This is a genomic window from Mesobacillus sp. LC4, assembly GCF_053543455.1.
The window spans coordinates 81,105-96,613 of the sequence record NZ_JBGCUB010000006.1; the positions used below are offsets into that span (position 1 = coordinate 81,105).

The 15,509-nt window shown below is 40.3% G+C and carries 19 protein-coding genes and 1 pseudogene; 10 read left to right on the plus strand and 10 right to left on the minus strand.

Translation table 11 applies throughout. The features are described 5' to 3' along the window. Positions 1-12: 12 nt before the first annotated feature. The 5 genes and pseudogenes from AB5I83_RS18125 to AB5I83_RS18145 all read right to left on the minus strand — a co-directional run bounded on the left by AB5I83_RS18125 (position 13) and on the right by AB5I83_RS18145 (position 2,847). On the minus strand, positions 13-951 hold the full coding sequence (locus AB5I83_RS18125) for a ring-cleaving dioxygenase (RefSeq protein ID WP_448977314.1): 939 nt from the start codon (positions 949-951) through the stop codon (positions 13-15). 41 nt (positions 952-992) lie between these two features. After that, positions 993-1,388, minus strand: a pseudogene (locus AB5I83_RS18130) (DoxX family protein). A gap of 54 nt (positions 1,389-1,442) precedes the next feature. Next, positions 1,443-1,877 (minus strand): MarR family winged helix-turn-helix transcriptional regulator, encoded by a 435-nt coding sequence (locus tag AB5I83_RS18135; RefSeq protein ID WP_448977316.1) that lies wholly within the window; start codon positions 1,875-1,877, stop codon positions 1,443-1,445. A gap of 71 nt (positions 1,878-1,948) precedes the next feature. Further along, positions 1,949-2,476: a YceI family protein gene (locus tag AB5I83_RS18140; RefSeq protein ID WP_448977317.1), complete on the minus strand. Its 528-nt coding sequence runs from the start codon at positions 2,474-2,476 to the stop codon at positions 1,949-1,951. Between the two features lie 128 nt (positions 2,477-2,604). Further along, the gene (locus AB5I83_RS18145) at positions 2,605-2,847 is read right to left on the minus strand and encodes a DUF896 domain-containing protein (protein WP_448977319.1); all 243 of its coding nucleotides are present in this window, start codon (positions 2,845-2,847) and stop codon (positions 2,605-2,607) included. Between the two features lie 825 nt (positions 2,848-3,672). Here AB5I83_RS18145 and AB5I83_RS18150 point away from each other — a divergent pair. Genes AB5I83_RS18150 through AB5I83_RS18160 form a run of 3 tightly spaced genes read left to right on the plus strand, consistent with a single transcriptional unit; the run spans position 3,673 to position 4,919 of the window. Beyond that, positions 3,673-3,972, plus strand: a complete 300-nt coding sequence (locus AB5I83_RS18150) for a DUF2089 family protein (RefSeq protein ID WP_448977321.1) — start codon at positions 3,673-3,675, stop codon at positions 3,970-3,972. Then, positions 3,972-4,256, plus strand: a complete 285-nt coding sequence (locus AB5I83_RS18155) for a hypothetical protein (RefSeq protein WP_448977323.1) — start codon at positions 3,972-3,974, stop codon at positions 4,254-4,256. The genes AB5I83_RS18150 and AB5I83_RS18155 overlap by 1 nt, the downstream gene beginning before the upstream one ends. A gap of 18 nt (positions 4,257-4,274) precedes the next feature. Beyond that, positions 4,275-4,919 carry a stage II sporulation protein M gene (locus AB5I83_RS18160; protein ID WP_448977325.1) on the plus strand — a complete coding sequence of 215 codons (645 nt, stop codon included), beginning with the start codon at positions 4,275-4,277 and terminating at the stop codon, positions 4,917-4,919. Positions 4,920-4,998: 79 nt separating this feature from the next. Here AB5I83_RS18160 and AB5I83_RS18165 read toward each other — a convergent pair whose 3' ends face one another. Further along, positions 4,999-6,015 carry a DUF3231 family protein gene (locus tag AB5I83_RS18165; RefSeq protein WP_448977327.1) on the minus strand — a complete coding sequence of 339 codons (1,017 nt, stop codon included), beginning with the start codon at positions 6,013-6,015 and terminating at the stop codon, positions 4,999-5,001. A 203-nt stretch (positions 6,016-6,218) separates the two neighbouring features. Here AB5I83_RS18165 and AB5I83_RS18170 point away from each other — a divergent pair, with 203 nt between their 5' ends. Then, on the plus strand, positions 6,219-6,728 hold the full coding sequence (locus AB5I83_RS18170; protein ID WP_448977328.1) for a ferritin: 510 nt from the start codon (positions 6,219-6,221) through the stop codon (positions 6,726-6,728). A 569-nt stretch (positions 6,729-7,297) separates the two neighbouring features. Here AB5I83_RS18170 and AB5I83_RS18175 read toward each other — a convergent pair. Then, positions 7,298-7,786, minus strand: coding sequence for a hypothetical protein (locus tag AB5I83_RS18175; protein WP_448977330.1), 489 nt, complete (start codon positions 7,784-7,786; stop codon positions 7,298-7,300). Positions 7,787-8,464: 678 nt separating this feature from the next. On the opposite strand from AB5I83_RS18175, the gene AB5I83_RS18180 reads away from it, so the two are divergent. After that, positions 8,465-9,097 (plus strand): flavodoxin family protein, encoded by a 633-nt coding sequence (locus AB5I83_RS18180; protein WP_448977332.1) that lies wholly within the window; start codon positions 8,465-8,467, stop codon positions 9,095-9,097. A gap of 231 nt (positions 9,098-9,328) precedes the next feature. Here AB5I83_RS18180 and AB5I83_RS18185 read toward each other — a convergent pair whose 3' ends face one another. Next, entirely contained in the window at positions 9,329-9,655 is a 327-nt protein-coding gene (locus AB5I83_RS18185; RefSeq protein ID WP_448977334.1) for a hypothetical protein, read from the minus strand. Positions 9,656-9,722: 67 nt separating this feature from the next. Further along, positions 9,723-10,070, minus strand: a complete 348-nt coding sequence (locus AB5I83_RS18190) for a hypothetical protein (protein ID WP_448977336.1) — start codon at positions 10,068-10,070, stop codon at positions 9,723-9,725. A gap of 289 nt (positions 10,071-10,359) precedes the next feature. Here AB5I83_RS18190 and AB5I83_RS18195 point away from each other — a divergent pair, with 289 nt between their 5' ends. The 3 genes from AB5I83_RS18195 (at position 10,360) to AB5I83_RS18205 (ending at position 12,369) form a co-directional block, all read left to right on the plus strand. Then, positions 10,360-10,908, plus strand: a complete 549-nt coding sequence (locus tag AB5I83_RS18195; RefSeq protein WP_448977338.1) for a CBO0543 family protein — start codon at positions 10,360-10,362, stop codon at positions 10,906-10,908. A gap of 345 nt (positions 10,909-11,253) precedes the next feature. Then, positions 11,254-12,021: an SDR family NAD(P)-dependent oxidoreductase gene (locus tag AB5I83_RS18200; RefSeq protein ID WP_448977340.1), complete on the plus strand. Its 768-nt coding sequence runs from the start codon at positions 11,254-11,256 to the stop codon at positions 12,019-12,021. Between the two features lie 48 nt (positions 12,022-12,069). After that, the gene (locus tag AB5I83_RS18205) at positions 12,070-12,369 is read left to right on the plus strand and encodes an ArsR/SmtB family transcription factor (protein ID WP_226086598.1); all 300 of its coding nucleotides are present in this window, start codon (positions 12,070-12,072) and stop codon (positions 12,367-12,369) included. A gap of 42 nt (positions 12,370-12,411) precedes the next feature. On the opposite strand, the gene AB5I83_RS18210 is transcribed toward AB5I83_RS18205, so the two are convergent. Further along, a complete protein-coding gene (locus AB5I83_RS18210; RefSeq protein WP_448977342.1) occupies positions 12,412-13,221 on the minus strand; it encodes a cupin domain-containing protein in 810 nt (269 codons plus the stop codon). 178 nt (positions 13,222-13,399) lie between these two features. Between AB5I83_RS18210 and AB5I83_RS18215 the strand changes: the two genes are divergently transcribed. Together AB5I83_RS18215 and AB5I83_RS18220 are read left to right on the plus strand one after the other, a co-directional pair. Further along, on the plus strand, positions 13,400-14,011 hold the full coding sequence (locus tag AB5I83_RS18215; RefSeq protein ID WP_448977344.1) for a DUF421 domain-containing protein: 612 nt from the start codon (positions 13,400-13,402) through the stop codon (positions 14,009-14,011). A gap of 13 nt (positions 14,012-14,024) precedes the next feature. Next, complete coding sequence (locus AB5I83_RS18220) at positions 14,025-15,320, plus strand: chloride channel protein (protein ID WP_448977346.1); 1,296 nt, start codon at positions 14,025-14,027, stop codon at positions 15,318-15,320. The last annotated feature ends 189 nt before the right edge of the window (positions 15,321-15,509 follow it).

The following is a 15,509-nucleotide window of genomic DNA, read 5'->3' on the forward strand; positions in this document are numbered from 1 at the left end:
AGTTGGGCCAAATCAATCCAACTCTCTGACTTCAATCGGGATGAGTCCTCTTTCGATCTGTCTCCGATACTGCTCATATTGCTCCGGCAGCATCAATTTTCCACCCATTGTTTCCTCTGTTTCATCATGCGCAAATCCTGGAGGATCCGTTGCAATTTCAAACAGGATCTCCCCGTGCTCCCTGAAATAAATCGCGTTGAAGTAGTTTCTGTCCTTTACCGGAGTGACACCATAGCCATTGGCTGCCACGTATTTCTGCCAGTCCAGCTGGTCTTCGTCATCAACAGCTCTCCAGGCAATATGATGAACCGTTCCAACACCCATCACACCGTGTCCTATCGGTGTCAACTTCAGGTCGATAACATTCCCAATGTCACCTGAAGAACGGAAACGGATGAAATCTCCTTCTCTACTTACAAGCTCAAGGCCCATTACGTTTTCCAGCAGTTCAGCGGTTTTTTCCGGCTTGGTGGATAATAGAGTGGCTCCGCCGAATCCTTTTATCGCCACTTCAGGTGTAACCTCACCAAAGCTCCAATCATTGAGTTCTCCTTCTTCTCGCTCGACAATCTCCAGATGAAGACCATGGGGATCATCAAATTCGAGATATTGCTCTCCAAAACGTTCCATCGTTGTATAGGCAATATTGAATTTTTCCAGACGCTTTTTCCAAAAATCCATCGTACCCTTTGGCACGACATAGGATGTCACGCCGACCTGGCCGTCACCAACGACTCCCTGGCTTGCTCCTGCCCATGGAAAGAAAGTGACGATGGTTCCCGGCTTTCCGCCTTCATTCCCAAAATAAAGGTGATACGTTTGCGGATCATCAAAATTGACTGTTTGCTTGACCATGCGTAAACCCAATACACCAGCGTAGAAATCGACGTTTTCCTGAGGATGGCCAACAATTGCGGTAATATGGTGAATTCCCATTGTCTTTTTGCTCATTTTTTCACTCCTTTTTAAAATCTTGATTTCAAGATAAAGTATTATAAAATTGCATCTATAGCGGATTTACCAGGACCCATTAGCGCGAGTCTAATTGCTGCAGCTATTAATGTTAAGGTATATTCATATCCATTCGCAGTGGGCCACAAACCATTTGGCGCGTGCACCTTTATAACCGCCATCAGCATCGTTCCAGCAACCATCATTGCTGCAAGTGGTGTTAAAAATCCTGCACCTAGTAATATTCCCCCGATCAGTTCGGCTAATCCCGCAAAAAGTGCCATCGTCACACCCGGCTTCATGCCGATCGATTCAAGCCTGCCACCCGTTCCTTTTAATCCATACCCTCAGAACCAGCCATACAGCTTTTGTGCGCCATGTCCAATCAACAAAATCCCAATCACCAACCTTATGATGAACAAACCTAAATCCATTATAAATCCTTCTGTAATTATCTTGAATTCAAGATAATTAGTTAAAAAAATTTATGTTCAACAGTTTTTCGCCCGATAACCGATTCTTTTCAGCAGTGAAATGGTCTGATGAACTTCGCCGGCATCCAAGTCAGCAAAAACCTCTTTTATTTCTAATTCATGCTGCGGGAAAATTTCATCCATCAACGCTTTCCCCTCAGTCGTGATCACCGCATAGGTAACGCGCCTGTCCTCAGGGCATCCCCTGCGTTTCACAAAGTTTTTTTGCTCCAATTTATCGATCACATAAGTAATACTGCCGCTTGATATCAAAACCTTTTTTCCAATCGCCTGAATAGGCTGTTCTCCCCTATGGTATAAAAGCTCCAACACAGAGAATTCCGTTGGATTCAAGCCGAATTTCGCCGCATCTTTCCGAATCACTTCCTGAATGGCCTGAGCGGCACGAATGATCACTGTAACAGCTTTTAACTCATTTTTTTGCAGTTCCATTTCGATTCTCCTTGCCAAAAGTCCTGCTGGATCCATACGAATCCAGCAAAACCACTAAGGTTTGAACTCATTTATGCTGCTGGGTTCACTTCTAATTCCACTTTGATTTTAATATCTTTTCCTACAAGGACACCGCCGGTTTCTAATGCTGCATTCCAAGTAAGACCGAATTCTTCACGGTTGATCTTTGTTTCCGCTTCGAAACCGTAAACTTCTACACCCCATGGGTTCGTACCTTTACCGCCAAACTCAACATCAAAAGTTACTGGCTTTGTTACATCCTTGATTGTTAAATCACCAGTTACTTTATAGTCATCACCGTCTTTCGTGATGTTTGTGGATTTGAATTCGATCGTCGGGTTATTCTCGACATCGAAGAAGTCTGCTGATTTCAAGTGATTGTCACGGTCTTCATTGCGTGTGTCAATGCTAGCCACATCAATCTTGAATGCGATTGAAGCTGTTGTTAAATCTGTTAGATCTTCTGCTTCAACATCTGCTGTGTAAGATTCGAATTGCCCTTTCACCTTTGATACCATCATGTGTTTTACTTCAAACCCGATTGCTGAGTGTGCTTGGTCTACTGTCCATTTTGCCATTTTAAAACTCCTCCTTGTTTTTTATCTCGATATCGAGATATTTCTTTAAAAAAATTTACCTTTAAATCATTTATTTTTAATTCGAGATAAATTTAGCATGAAATCGCTTATTGTGTCAATAACTACTTTCAAGACATCCAAATTGCGTTCTTTCTATTCCTGGCTTGTTCTGTTCGTAATTTCTTGGGAGTGACATCTGTTCCTTCAGGATCTACCACCGTAGTGTTCAATAGCAATTTTTGCATCGATCCGCGAAAAATATCCAGGTACTTCTGCCGCAATGTGGTCAGTTCAGCGATTTCGCTCTCTGTTAATCCCTCATTCTTTTTCTTTTGTGCCAATTCATTGATCCTCTTTAAAATATCCTTCATTCTATCCCTCCTCTGCATTGGAAAAATATCTTGAATTTAAATATCTTGAATTAATAATAAATGAATTTAATATTTTTGTCAATGTCCTCTTATCATACATGGTTTTTCCCTTTCATAAGCGGATATTTTCCGGCTATTTTTCAAAGAGAGTGCTTAGGAAGGACAAATAAGGGGAGATATTCCGGTTAACCGTTAGAAATAGAGCAAAATCCGACGATTTGGATGAAATAAACGAAAAAACGACCCTTATTTCTAGGAAAATAAGAGCCATTTCCAATTTAAGCGAAATTCTTCCGTCTATTTTTCAGTTGGAAGAGGTGAAGTCCCATCCAGAAACTGAAATGTTTAAAAAAAGGATTCTGATTCTCTCCGGAACAACAATCTCTCCTCTTGTTTCCCTATTACACTTGGATCGCCCTAAGCTTCAGCTGCTATTTCCCCAAGTTTTCTATACTCCCCGATAAAGACAAAAAATGCTCCTATAACCAGAATTGCCGTGCCAAGCACAATGATACTTTGGGTAGAATAGCTCTCCATTCCGCACCTCCAAAAAGCATTCGCCCAATATCGTATTCTTTTCTAATTCAATGGTGCAGGTCTTCTCACGAGACAAAGACTAAGGGATTTGCACTCAACTGGATCAACTTTTTATTCCACCGCCGGTGACAGAATATGGTTCAATCGGACTTAACTGTTCTGCATCATTTTCGATACAAAAGAGACATTATATTCCGTACTGAACATTATTTTTTCATTTTTTTTAAAAATATATTGAATAATATTAAAGTTTTGTTTAATATTATTTATATAAAGGAGGATGAAGAATTGAAACGCGATGAGGTACCCGATTGGATTCTTGCATTGGATCAAGAATCACTCGAATTTATCAGGAAGTTCGTTTTGAATTCCGGCTCGTTAAAAGAAATCTCCACTATTTACGGAGTTTCCTATCCAACAGTCCGGACAAAGCTGGATAAACTTATTAAGAAAATCGAGCTGAATAGTAAAAAAGAGGATTTGGAGTTTGTCAGTATGATTAAAAATCTGGTGCTCGATGAACAAATCAGTTTAGATGTGGCAAAGTTGATTATTGAAAAATACAAGTCAGAAAGGGTTGATTCTTAATGCCTGCTATTTATGGATGGTTGATCGCGTTCGCAGTGATTGGAGTTCAATTTTATTTATCAAGAAGAAGCCATATTCTTTTGGGAGCCATCTTACCTGTTATGTATATTGCTTTTATATCGGTTTGGTTTTTCAAGAGATTTGGAGAAGAAGATACACTTTCCCTTATCTTAGCTGCTGTTGGCGGATTGGCCTTTTTGTTAAGTATCTGGATTAAAGGCCGAGATTTTCTGAAGAAGCAACGCCAAAAGGAGTTGGAAAAAATACAATTACAAGATATGTAACCCTGAAAGGAATAGCTTATGACAATTGTCGATTATGTAATAACAACAAGCAATAAACATTGGAAAAGCGCATGGCTTCATATAAAAAGATCTTTTTGGAAGTATTGGTTCTTTTATTTCATTATCTTTTTAATGGCTTACCTGATCACATCATACATTAATCCTGATATGAAAGAGCTCCTTTCAGGCTTAGATGGAAATTTTAAAGAAGGTGTCCCCAAAAAGGGGTATTGGGAAACTACCCTTTTTCTCTTCAAGAATAACTGGCTCGTTTGCCTGCAAATCTTGGTCCTTGCCTTCATCCCCATTCGGCATGTATACATACTGCCGCTCATTTCAACATGCGCTATGATCGGTATGACTTTGTATCTTGCACAGCAGGTTGATTTAAATGTCCTCCACACATTCGGATTCGGTTTTCTGCCACATGCGATTCTGGAACTGACTACCTTTATGCTTGCCGCCATTTATGGAAACAAGTTGAATAAAACGATTGTGACTAGACTGACCAATAGCTTTCGTAAGGTTAAAAAGAGCACAACATCATTCCGACTCCACCTCAAAGAAGCTTTTTCCGCTTTCATTCTCATTATCACACCTTGCATTTTCATCGCTGCTTTTATCGAAGGGTTTGTTTCTAAATTTTTATTAACTGCTTTTTAGCGCACATTACGCGTGTCTTCCGAAAGTGAAACAGAAAAAGGGAAGTGCCTATAATCAGACGCTTCCCTGGTCAACAACACTACTCTTCCCCTTTAATCAGCCTTTCCCGATCCGCAAACATCGGAGGCTGCTCAAGCCATCCCCTTTCAATGATCATCTGCGCTCCATCTTCGGAATAGGTTAACGCTCTTAGAATAAAACCGCTATACAAAGCTCCCACATCTCTTCTCATACTCAGGGACAATGCGAACCCGTAGGCAGCTATGCCTAATTGGGATAGGATTCCTACCACAAAAAGCATCAGCCGGTCAGCGTATGGCGGATCGTTCGAATCACTGACGGTCGAATCCCAAGTCATTGAATTGGGAACATTGCTTTCCATCAAAACATGATGGCTCTCCCTCAAGATTTTGCCGCACAGCTGGACACCCGAATAAAAATAAGTTTTCAAATCAGGATCCTGGGCGACTTGTGCAAAACCTAATAGTGTGGCTTTCCCTAACTCATTATGAAGGGATGTCAAATAGAGATGATTCACTTCATTCCCCAGAAGCGGCCGTTTTTTTCCGAACCAGCCTGTCAGGAAGTACTGTTGATCAACGAAATCCACTTTCTTTGGATAGTTCATGTATGGAGGACGGATATAGACCCCCTTCTTCTTCATCAATGTGGTAATCTCACGGTTAATTTCCGTTGCCTGGCTGTGGAATTTTTCAAATAGAGCACGGATATCATCCCGGGAAGAAGTGGCAATGGCACTGGAATGGCTCGTCAATCCAAACTTGCTCATATGCTGCATATACTCCATGTAAAAAATATCCGAAAAGAGCCGTGGAGCAGACAAATTCACATGCTTTTCGACCGGAAATCCTTCTGGCCTGGCAATGCCCTCCTGCTCATAAATCATGCTAATGTCCTTCAAATGTGATTCCGCTACTTCTATTGTAAATACAAGAAGCGGCTTTACTTCTGGATCTTCGACACTGTGAAGAAAGTGAGTCAATATACATATGACGACACTGTCGTTAATATAGGTATCCCATAAATTCGATATCTCCGCGCAAGTTAAATGAACCTTTTGATCAGATGCTTCCATACATACCCCTCCAGAAAAACAACATAATGTTAACAGTAGTTTTTCCTGTTTCATCCAAATAATGTATATTAATTTTTGAAGCGTGGAATCGTCCCTTTGTAAATAAACACCGAGGTTCGAATAAGGACGTGTAAACAAGTTTCACAAATTCCTATTTCCTATAAACTAAACTGAAGATTTATTGAAATTGGGGAGTGAGAAAAATGAATGATGAACTTCAAAGCTTGTTTAATGATTTGATTCAACTTGAGCATGTTTCTTCCACTTTATATCTCGCGATGTCTGCTTCTATGGCAAAAAAGAATTATACAGGGATCGCCCATTGGTTAAGGCTGCAATCAGAGGAAGAGCGAACTCATATGCTTACTTTAGTTGATTTTGTTGTGGACCGGGATGGCACTGTCCAAATCAATAGCATCCCTGCGCAGCCAAATGACTTTGGCACTCCGTTAGAGACCTTTCAAAAGGTATTGAGCCATGAACAGTATGTCACAAATACTTATCGTCAGGCCTATAACTATGTGAATGCAATTGACCCTCAGGCCGCTTTGATCATCCAGGACTTTTTAAGGGAACAAATCGATGAAGAAGCACAGGCCAAAACCATTATTGATCGCCTCAAACTTGCGGAAAATAATCCTTCAGCTCTTTTACTGATTGATCAGGAATTAGGCGCAAGAACAAATGCCGCAACCCCGCCGGCAGCGGGTTGAACCTGGCACCGAGTGAAGAATAAATATAACGAAAATTCGTGGTTTCAATCTAAATGTAAGGGGACGGTTTACATAAAAGGATCGTCCCTTTTTTAGTTGAGGAAACAGCGAAGTTGACGCAACGTACCCGCTCAATAGGCTAATTGCGGGTTTATTCAGGAAAAACTTGTTCAAGAGCAATTTTCTCTTCCCCGCCCAGCCATAAAAAATCGAACCTTCCAAGGCCCAGATGAGGAAATCAGCGACAGGTTTATAAATAAGCAGAAAAATTTCCCCTAATTTCAAAAAAGCTCTAAAAATAGCTCAAATAGATGGAGAAATTCCGCCTATCGACTCGAAAAACAGGAAAATAGCCAACTTTGCTCCGCTTAACCGGAAATTCTCCCCTTATTTACATCCATCCGAGATAATTACCCAGTATAAACGGAAAATCTCCGCTTATTTAAGTCTTGTCGGCACTCAAATAAGGATAAGACTTCCTATTTTTTTCAAAAACTACTAATTCACTATACTGCCTCGTTAGTACAATTACAGAACGCAAACCAATACGGAATATTATTTTATTGCTCCTATAAATCCTCTAACCAAGATTCCCAAAAGCTCATCTCAATATGGTCATTTTGCTGGGCTATACTTTTCAAAAATTGTTTTCGTTCCTCAGAAGTTATTGGATTCTTTTCTAATTCCACAGGGTTTTCACGACCAACTGATATTTTTTTTATAAAACTCAAAGCCTTATCGAACTTTTTAAGCGATGCAGCAATTTTGTATACCTCCCAATTCCCTTGTCCATGAAAAGCGCTGTAAACAGGGAAATGCTCCTCTTCAGTATCGATAAAAATAGGATCACCTGTTTCATCCTCATTACCAATAACTAGCCATGAAGAAAGCCAGCCCCCTTCTCCCATACCTGAAAGAAGTTGTCCGTCATAGTCAATGCTGTATCCAATTTGTGCCTCATCTAAATCCTGGGAAGGGAATATTGTAACCGTTCGATAGCCAAGGGAAACCTCTTTAAATTGAATAGAATTAATAGTGTCTAGTAGATTTTCATCCATATAACCAACTCTTTCTGTTTATTCGTTATTCAACTATCTTGCTCCTTATGTTAAATAAGGATAATCTAAAAACAGGCGTTAACACCTTCTTGGATTGAGGGACCCCATAGTTCAAATGCAATCGAATGATTATTCAAGAATCTTGGTAGTAATCAAATGTGATGATATTAGAGAAAGTAGTATACATACTGGTTCAAATTCATCAAATATTCCTTTAAATGAGATAAAATCAACAATAAAGTATATTGCAATTGTCAGAAACACCAAGGTAAAAAGATAAATTAAATTCCGCTTAATTCTTGAATTAATTAGTTGTTCTTTATTAAATCTTTCATTCAAACTGCACCACTCCTTTTCAACAAGCCTCTTTAACTTCCTCGTTTATTTAATAAGGAATTCTATAAAAAGCGGGTATAACCCTTCCTGGATCACCATACCCGGTGGCTGAAATATAAGCATTGCAAATACACTTCTATTCTAGTGGTTTTAGCAAGTCCACAATTAATTCGTTTGAAGTGTTTAATGCTTCGTTTCTCACTTTTTGCTGGTATTTGGTACTCTCATAGTTTGTTGGCAGGCATTAACATATGCAGTGGCAGCGGGCAAATCGTATCCCTGTTTTTTAAAAAGACCTTAGGGTAAAGAAATACTATTAACCTGACATAAGGAGATGTAGTAATGAGCATTAAAGCGCTAGTTTTAAATTGCAGTTTGAAAGACAGCACCCAGCAATCCAATACACGTGCGCTGATCGACGAAATTGTAAAGATATTTAATGAAAACAAAGCAGAGACGGAAGTGCTCAGGATGGCTGATTATAATATCGGTTATGGAATTACCCATGAGGCAGTTAATGATAAGGATCAATGGCCAGAGATCTTTGAAAAAGTGAAGCAGGCGGATATCCTTTTGCTCGGCTCACCGGTTTGGCTTGGCGAACAGAGCAGCCTGGCCACTTTGGTTGTAGAAAGATTGTATGGCGGCAGCAGCATTACGAACGCAAAAGGCCAGTACATTTACTATAACAAAGTGGGCGGAGCGGTTGTGACCGGGAATGAAGACGGTGCGAAAAACGTCTCAAGCTACCTAATTTACGCATTGTCGCATATTGGTTTTACGATTCCTCCAAATGTGGATACCTATTGGGTAGGTGAAGCGGGCCCTGGTCCATCCTTTATTGAGGCAAACGGAAGAGAGAACGATTTTACGATGAAACACGCAAAAACAACTGCATACAATTTACTGCATTTTGCCCGGTTGCTGAAAGAGTATCCGATTCCTGCAGAAGGAAATGTGAATGATAATCAATAGTAAGCTTGAAAAATTCGAATGTAAAACTCAAATAATATGCTAACTTGCAGTCCGCTTCCAATAGAAGTGGATTGCTTTTTTAAAACAAATTTAATATAAAAACTTATATATAAAATCCCCTACATATATTCTAAATTAATCATAAGAAGTTCTTAAATTTGTTCAAAAATAAATCCAACCAAAAAAGGCCGCTAATCACCCGGGATCAACGCCCTCAACTTAATAAAAAGTTTATTGGTTGTCTTCTAACCAATCCTTTGCCTCTTCCATATCATATGTTTTTAATTCCAACTTCTTTAATTCCCCTCCGTTATTTTTAAATATCAAAATTGCCGGCGCTTTCTCTATATCGTATTTTGGATATTTTTCTAGTGCTGCCTTGAGACTAGTAATATGCTCATATTCAATTACATTATTGCCAATATATTTTGTGAACTTTCCACTTATATTCTCTTCATCAGAAACCAATATCATTGAATAGGTTTCCGGTTGCTCTTCAGAAGAACAAGCTGCCAAGAACATGACCAATACCAGAAAAACAACGTTTAGATACCTCATAAATTTCTCCTTTATAGATAATAAGAAAAAAAGAGTGCTACCTATTATTGATCGCACTGTAGTTACACTACAAACGTTTATTATTTGCATAACTTCTTCCCATTGAAGAAGGTGAAAACTTTATTTTGTATTCACCGCTGAACTGTAATTTCACTTTTTCTGTTAAATCTGCACCTTGCCTATTATGTTCTTCCTCTAATTCAACACCATTTTCAATCAACTGATCTGAATCCCAATCAATCCATTCACCATACTTCAATGCCCACTCGCTCAATTCCCTTTTTAATTCTTTTGAGATTGGAATATCCTCTAAATCAAAATTACAGCCGCAATGATCACACCAAATTGGATCTGCTCCAATATCACCTTCGACCTTTAACTGGTATGTTTCTTGTTGTTCACAAAAACACTTCATTTTTGTCTCCTCCGATATCATTTTTCTATTATTAGTACATATTCAAGGTGCTTGGTTGCCTTTTCTATTAAGTACTTATTCAAGTTGCATGGTTGCTTATCCTTCTACATAAACCACCCTTAATAAAGGAAAACCTCTATAGCAATCAAGTCCTCTGAAAACTCCATAACAACAAGAAAAATCATTGTGGTTGTATAAAATGCAACTTAGAAATGCGACATAGCTTTAAACAGTGTTTAATTCTTCCATTTGAAACCAATAATTTAAATAACATTTAGAGGTGATAAAAATGACTACAATTGAACTAATGGATAAATACGCAAAAGAAACTCATGAGATAGTAAAACAAGTGATAGAGCTATGGCAACAAGAGGTAGTTTTCTCCTGGCGATGGTGGTTCGGAGTTATTGTAACAATAATCACTTGGTTTCTATGGATTAAATTCCATAAAAAAGAGAGTAGATATAGATTATTGACAGCCGGATTTTTTGTGATGACTATTTCTGTTGCACTAGATGCGATCGGCGTCCAAATGGGGTTATGGTCTTATCGTTACGAAGTCTTCCCTTTCATACCCGCTTATCTACCTTATGATTTAGCACTAATGCCTGTCATAATAATGAGTTTAATACAATATAAGCCCCACTTTTCACCCATTAAGAAAGCAGTAATATTCGGTTTATTAACAGCGTTCATTGGTGAACCACTAATTGTCGTAACAGATATATACAAGCCCATCAATTGGAAGTTCTATTATTCAATACCGATTTATATCGTGATTTATTTAATTGCTGATTGGCTTACCAGAAGAGAAAATTTTGAAAAACTAGATTGTTAGCACATATCTTATCGTTGGCTTTACTTTAATAAGAAAATCGTAAACCGGCAGGCATCCGAACCGTTATGGTTAGGATGCCAACTTGATTTCGCATATTTAGTACAACCCTCTTTTCTTCGTTCTTAATCAAACGTTTGATTAACTTCAAGCGCCCCCTTGAAAGCCGTGGTTTTTGGGATCTCTCCACCCCTTTGCTCCCTAGTCTTGAGATTTTGATATTTCCTCCACTAACCCACCCACTCTATTCAATTTAAAATAAACACTTGAAGTTTGTATAAAAACATATTATCATTTGTTTAAACGTTTAAACTTTTAAACACTTAAACATTAATAGGAGGAATTAACATGAATAAGACAGCTTTAATTACCGGAGCAACGAGCGGTTTAGGATATGATTTTGCAGGCATGTTTGCACAAGATGGGTTTGATTTGGTTCTGGTGGCGCGAAATCAGGCAAAGATGGAGGAAATTAAGAGTCAATATCCTCACTTGAACGTCACCATCATCACCAAAGATTTGAGCAGGCCTAATGCGGCCAAAGAGGTTTATGAGGAAGTTCAATCTGCAGGTATCACGATCGATACTTTAGTCAACAATGCTGGATTTGGTTTGATGGGTAATTTTGATGATCTTGATATTCAAAAGCAATCTGAAATGATTCAATTGAATAACACCGCACTGACAGAATTAACGTATTACTTTTTGCCGGAGATGAAAGGAAGCTCTCATAAGGCGAGAATCCTTAATGTTGCCAGTACTGCAGCCTTCCAGCCAGGACCGATGATGGCCGTTTACTATGCAACAAAAGCGTATGTGTTGTCCTTTTCGGAAGCGCTGGCTGAAGAACTGGCGGGCACGAATGTGACTGTCACCACTCTATGCCCAGGAGCGACAAAGACGAACTTCGCTTCTGTTGCGAATGTGGCAAAAACCAAGATGTTCAGCGGTGCCATGTCTTCACATGAGGTGGCGAAACAGGGCTATCAAGCATTGATGGCAGGCAAGCGTGTTGTCATTACCGGGGGTACGAATAAAGTCGGTGCCTATGCAGCCAAATTCCTGCCAAGGTCCCTTGCCGCCAAAATCGCTAAATATGTTGCGCAAGAAGCATAACTGCGATTTAATAAAAGGTAACGACTCAACAAAGGAGAGCATTCAAAGGTGGAAAAAGCAATTGAAGTTTTCCGTTCATGCATCCCGCTTTTTACAGCCTTAAGTGACCCTGCAAGGCAGGATATCATCTTATTATTAGCTGAGCATGAACGCTTAAGCGTGAATGAAATCACCGAGCACGCAACCTTGTCACGGCCGGCCATTTCCCATCATTTAAAAATACTCCGTGAGCATAATTTGGTCGAAATGAACCAGCAGGGCACACAGCGGTACTATTCCCTCTCCCTGGATCATTCGGTTGAATTATTAAAAAAGCTCATTAACACCGTGGAGAATGAATGCCTATAATACGCAGAAGCAAAGGGATCTCCCTTTGCTTCTTTCGTGTCCCTACATATTTTTACTCTGCTGAAGAAGTTTGGATTTTCCGGAACGCTCCCACTCTTCTACTGTTTCATATGCTTTTTCAGGAGTGTATCCCTTTCCTACCAGGACGCCCATTAGAATGAATTCTTGAAGAATATGCGTGGCATTGATCCCTCTTTTCACATCCTCTAATCCTTCCTGCACCAAATATTCCGTGTACTGCACCCATTCATCTGGAGTCTTGCCGAAAACAACTGTATTCCCATTGTTGTTCGCACTGCCTTCACTTGCCATGGCATCGGCTTTGGTCACGTGGACAGTCCCGAATGGATGGTTAGGTGGCGCGTAGATGGAGTAAAGCTTTAACGGCGTATTGCCTGTATTGGTCACATTATGCCATGTTCCGGCAGGAATCATGATGGCAGAATCGTCAACCACCGGACGCTGGAAGGTTAAGTTCTCTTTGCTCTGGCCCATCTGAACCATCCCCTGCCCTTGCTCGATCCGCAAGAATTGATCCACATCAGGATGAATTTCCAGACCAATATCATCACCAACATCAATGCTCATCAACGTGACTTGCAAATGTGTTCCTGTCCATAAAGCCGTTCGATACGTGTTGTTCTGTATTGTAGCTTCATTGATATTGACTACATATGGATTAGGCCCATAATCCGCTAAAGGAATCATTCCATTCCCGTTGGGATAGCGGAAACCATGGTAACCGTTCACATAATGCATTCCATAAGGGTAAACCCACTGACCAGACTGTCTTCCATCGTAATAATTCGGTCCATAATATTGATTAGAATAACCATTTGGTACATAGTACATTTTTGTCCATCCCTCCCCAGTTCATCAACATATCCTATGCAATGTATATAGGTAATGTACTTAGGAAGCAAAAGGGACGGGTTCCATTCATCCAAGCCTCAAAAACTGCCACCATACATGCATACTTTTTACACTTTTTAACAACATACATATTAATTGGTAAAAAGGAGGGCTGCTCTTGGATTTACATTTCATATGGAAATCTGTCGTTATTGTCATCGGCGGAATTCTGATCCTCCGCCTGGCAGGAAGAAAATCAGTATCCCAACTGACGGTTGCCCAGACGGTCATGATGGTCGCGGTTGGTTCATTGATCATCCAGCCAGTGAGCGAGAGGAATATATGGATCACTTTGGTCATTACCTTGTTGATGGTCATCACCCTTCTTGCGATTGAATATATCACCTTGAAAAACAATGTACTGGAAACTTTTATCTATGGGAAATCCCGCCTCGTAGTAGAGAACGGCGAATTGAATGTAGCTAACTTGAAAAAATTACGCTTGACCGTTGATATGCTTGAGGTTCGGCTCCGGCAGCAGAACATTCAAAATTTCAGTGATCTGCAATGGGCAACGATTGAATCGAACGGTCAACTAGGATATATGATGAAGCCGGAAAAACAATATGCCACTAAAGAGGATATCCAAATGCTTAAGTCGCTGATTGAGGCCAGCCAACCCACAGCGCAGCCTAATCAAATTTCCACATCAGCAAGCAATTCGGACAATATTTTTACAGAAATAAAGAATCAAGGCCATAGCAAAGGCCACCCTGAAGAGTTGGAATGAGGGGATGTATTCGATGCTGAAGTATAAGAAATTCATTTGGATCCTTAGTCAATGGATATTTTTTGGAGTCCTAATCGGTTTAGTAGTTGGCTCGATCACAACACTCCTCCTGGAGACGAACGATTATCTCGGCACCATCAGAGAAAGAAATGGCTGGCTTATTGCACTCCTCCCAGTCGGCGGCATTATCATAGGCTATATCTATATGAAGTTTGGCAAGGTCTTCATAAATGATACATTGAACGATGCTGCTGAACTAAACAACTTGGTAATCGATGCAGTTCATGGGAAGAAGAAGATCCTGCGGAGGATGGGACCGATCGTCTATTTGGGTACCTTTATTACAGTCTTTTTCGGTGGCTCCACTGGGAGGGAAGGAGCTGCAGTACAAATGGGCGCAAGTGTAGCGGAATCCGTCAACAAACTCTTCAAGGTAAACGCCATGGATAAAAAAACGATCATCATGAGCGGTATAAGTGCCGGTTTCGGTGCAGCATTCGGAACCCCAATCACTGGGGCTGTGTTCGGGATGGAAATGGCCATATTGGGGAGATTGAAACTCGAAGCGCTTGTGCCCTGTCTTGTCGCCAGCTTTGTTGGCCACTACACTACCACAGCGGTATGGGGGCATAAACATGAGGAATTTATCATCACAAGCGTGCCGGATATTTCGGTCATCACCTTTTTAAAAGTCCTCTTGATGAGCCTTATATTCAGCTTATTAAGCATCTGTTACTGTCAATTAAGGCACTGGATAGAAAATACCACTAATAGGATTTTCAAGAAGAACCATATGAAAAGAGCTTTTTTCGGCGGAATTCTCATTGTGATTTTCACTTTAGTTGTCGGCTCACAGGATTATAATGGCCGCAGCCTGCCCTTATTAGAACAGGCTTTTACAGAAGACGTTTTTCCCTTTGCCTTTCTGGCCAAACTGATTTTCACTGCGATTACTTTAGGGACAGGCTTCGTTGGCGGAGAGGCCATTCCAATTTTCATCATGGGAGCGACATTAGGCAATGCTTTGCACTCGTATATAGACTTGCCCATGTCCTTCCTCGCCGCTTTAGGATTGGCCGCTGCCTTCAGCGCCGCAGCCAACACCCCCTTAGCCGCGTTCCTGCTAGCCCTGGAAATGTTTGATGGCAAGGGAGTGGAGTACTTTTTCATCGCCTGCCTGGTCAGTTATCTCTTTTCAGGCCACCATGGATTATGGCCATCCCAGCAAATCCAAGAGCCCAAAAGCAGACTATACAGCATCTCTAATGGAGAAACCATCAAGAATGCTGAAAAGAATAAAAAGCCTTGAATATAGTAATAACAGACGGGAACAGGTCAGCTGCAGACTTGTTCCCTTTTTGATGTGGATCTCCAGTGATTGTGATTGTTTTTGAAAAGCACATATCATTTGAATTTCGCGGATGAAAAGGAGAGATTTGTGAAATGACTTACTTTTTTGATTTTTTCCAATAAAAAACAGCTATTAGCAATAACTTCC

What these genes read in the sequence shown, in the direction of transcription:
- AB5I83_RS18125 (WP_448977314.1), bottom strand. Translation starts at nt 951, where the DNA reads ATGAGCAAAAAGACAATGGGAATTCACCATATTACCGCAATTGTTGGC.
- AB5I83_RS18135 (WP_448977316.1), bottom strand. Translation starts at nt 1,877, where the DNA reads ATGGAACTGCAAAAAAATGAGTTAAAAGCTGTTACAGTGATCATTCGT.
- AB5I83_RS18140 (WP_448977317.1), bottom strand. Translation starts at nt 2,476, where the DNA reads ATGGCAAAATGGACAGTAGACCAAGCACACTCAGCAATCGGGTTTGAA.
- AB5I83_RS18145 (WP_448977319.1), bottom strand. Translation starts at nt 2,847, where the DNA reads ATGAAGGATATTTTAAAGAGGATCAATGAATTGGCACAAAAGAAAAAG.
- AB5I83_RS18155 (WP_448977323.1), top strand. Translation starts at nt 3,972, where the DNA reads ATGCCTGCTATTTATGGATGGTTGATCGCGTTCGCAGTGATTGGAGTT.
- AB5I83_RS18160 (WP_448977325.1), top strand. Translation starts at nt 4,275, where the DNA reads ATGACAATTGTCGATTATGTAATAACAACAAGCAATAAACATTGGAAA.
- AB5I83_RS18165 (WP_448977327.1), bottom strand. Translation starts at nt 6,015, where the DNA reads ATGGAAGCATCTGATCAAAAGGTTCATTTAACTTGCGCGGAGATATCG.
- AB5I83_RS18170 (WP_448977328.1), top strand. Translation starts at nt 6,219, where the DNA reads ATGAATGATGAACTTCAAAGCTTGTTTAATGATTTGATTCAACTTGAG.
- AB5I83_RS18175 (WP_448977330.1), bottom strand. Translation starts at nt 7,786, where the DNA reads ATGGATGAAAATCTACTAGACACTATTAATTCTATTCAATTTAAAGAG.
- AB5I83_RS18180 (WP_448977332.1), top strand. Translation starts at nt 8,465, where the DNA reads ATGAGCATTAAAGCGCTAGTTTTAAATTGCAGTTTGAAAGACAGCACC.
- AB5I83_RS18185 (WP_448977334.1), bottom strand. Translation starts at nt 9,655, where the DNA reads ATGAGGTATCTAAACGTTGTTTTTCTGGTATTGGTCATGTTCTTGGCA.
- AB5I83_RS18190 (WP_448977336.1), bottom strand. Translation starts at nt 10,070, where the DNA reads ATGAAGTGTTTTTGTGAACAACAAGAAACATACCAGTTAAAGGTCGAA.
- AB5I83_RS18195 (WP_448977338.1), top strand. Translation starts at nt 10,360, where the DNA reads ATGACTACAATTGAACTAATGGATAAATACGCAAAAGAAACTCATGAG.
- AB5I83_RS18200 (WP_448977340.1), top strand. Translation starts at nt 11,254, where the DNA reads ATGAATAAGACAGCTTTAATTACCGGAGCAACGAGCGGTTTAGGATAT.
- AB5I83_RS18210 (WP_448977342.1), bottom strand. Translation starts at nt 13,221, where the DNA reads ATGTACTATGTACCAAATGGTTATTCTAATCAATATTATGGACCGAAT.
- AB5I83_RS18220 (WP_448977346.1), top strand. Translation starts at nt 14,025, where the DNA reads ATGCTGAAGTATAAGAAATTCATTTGGATCCTTAGTCAATGGATATTT.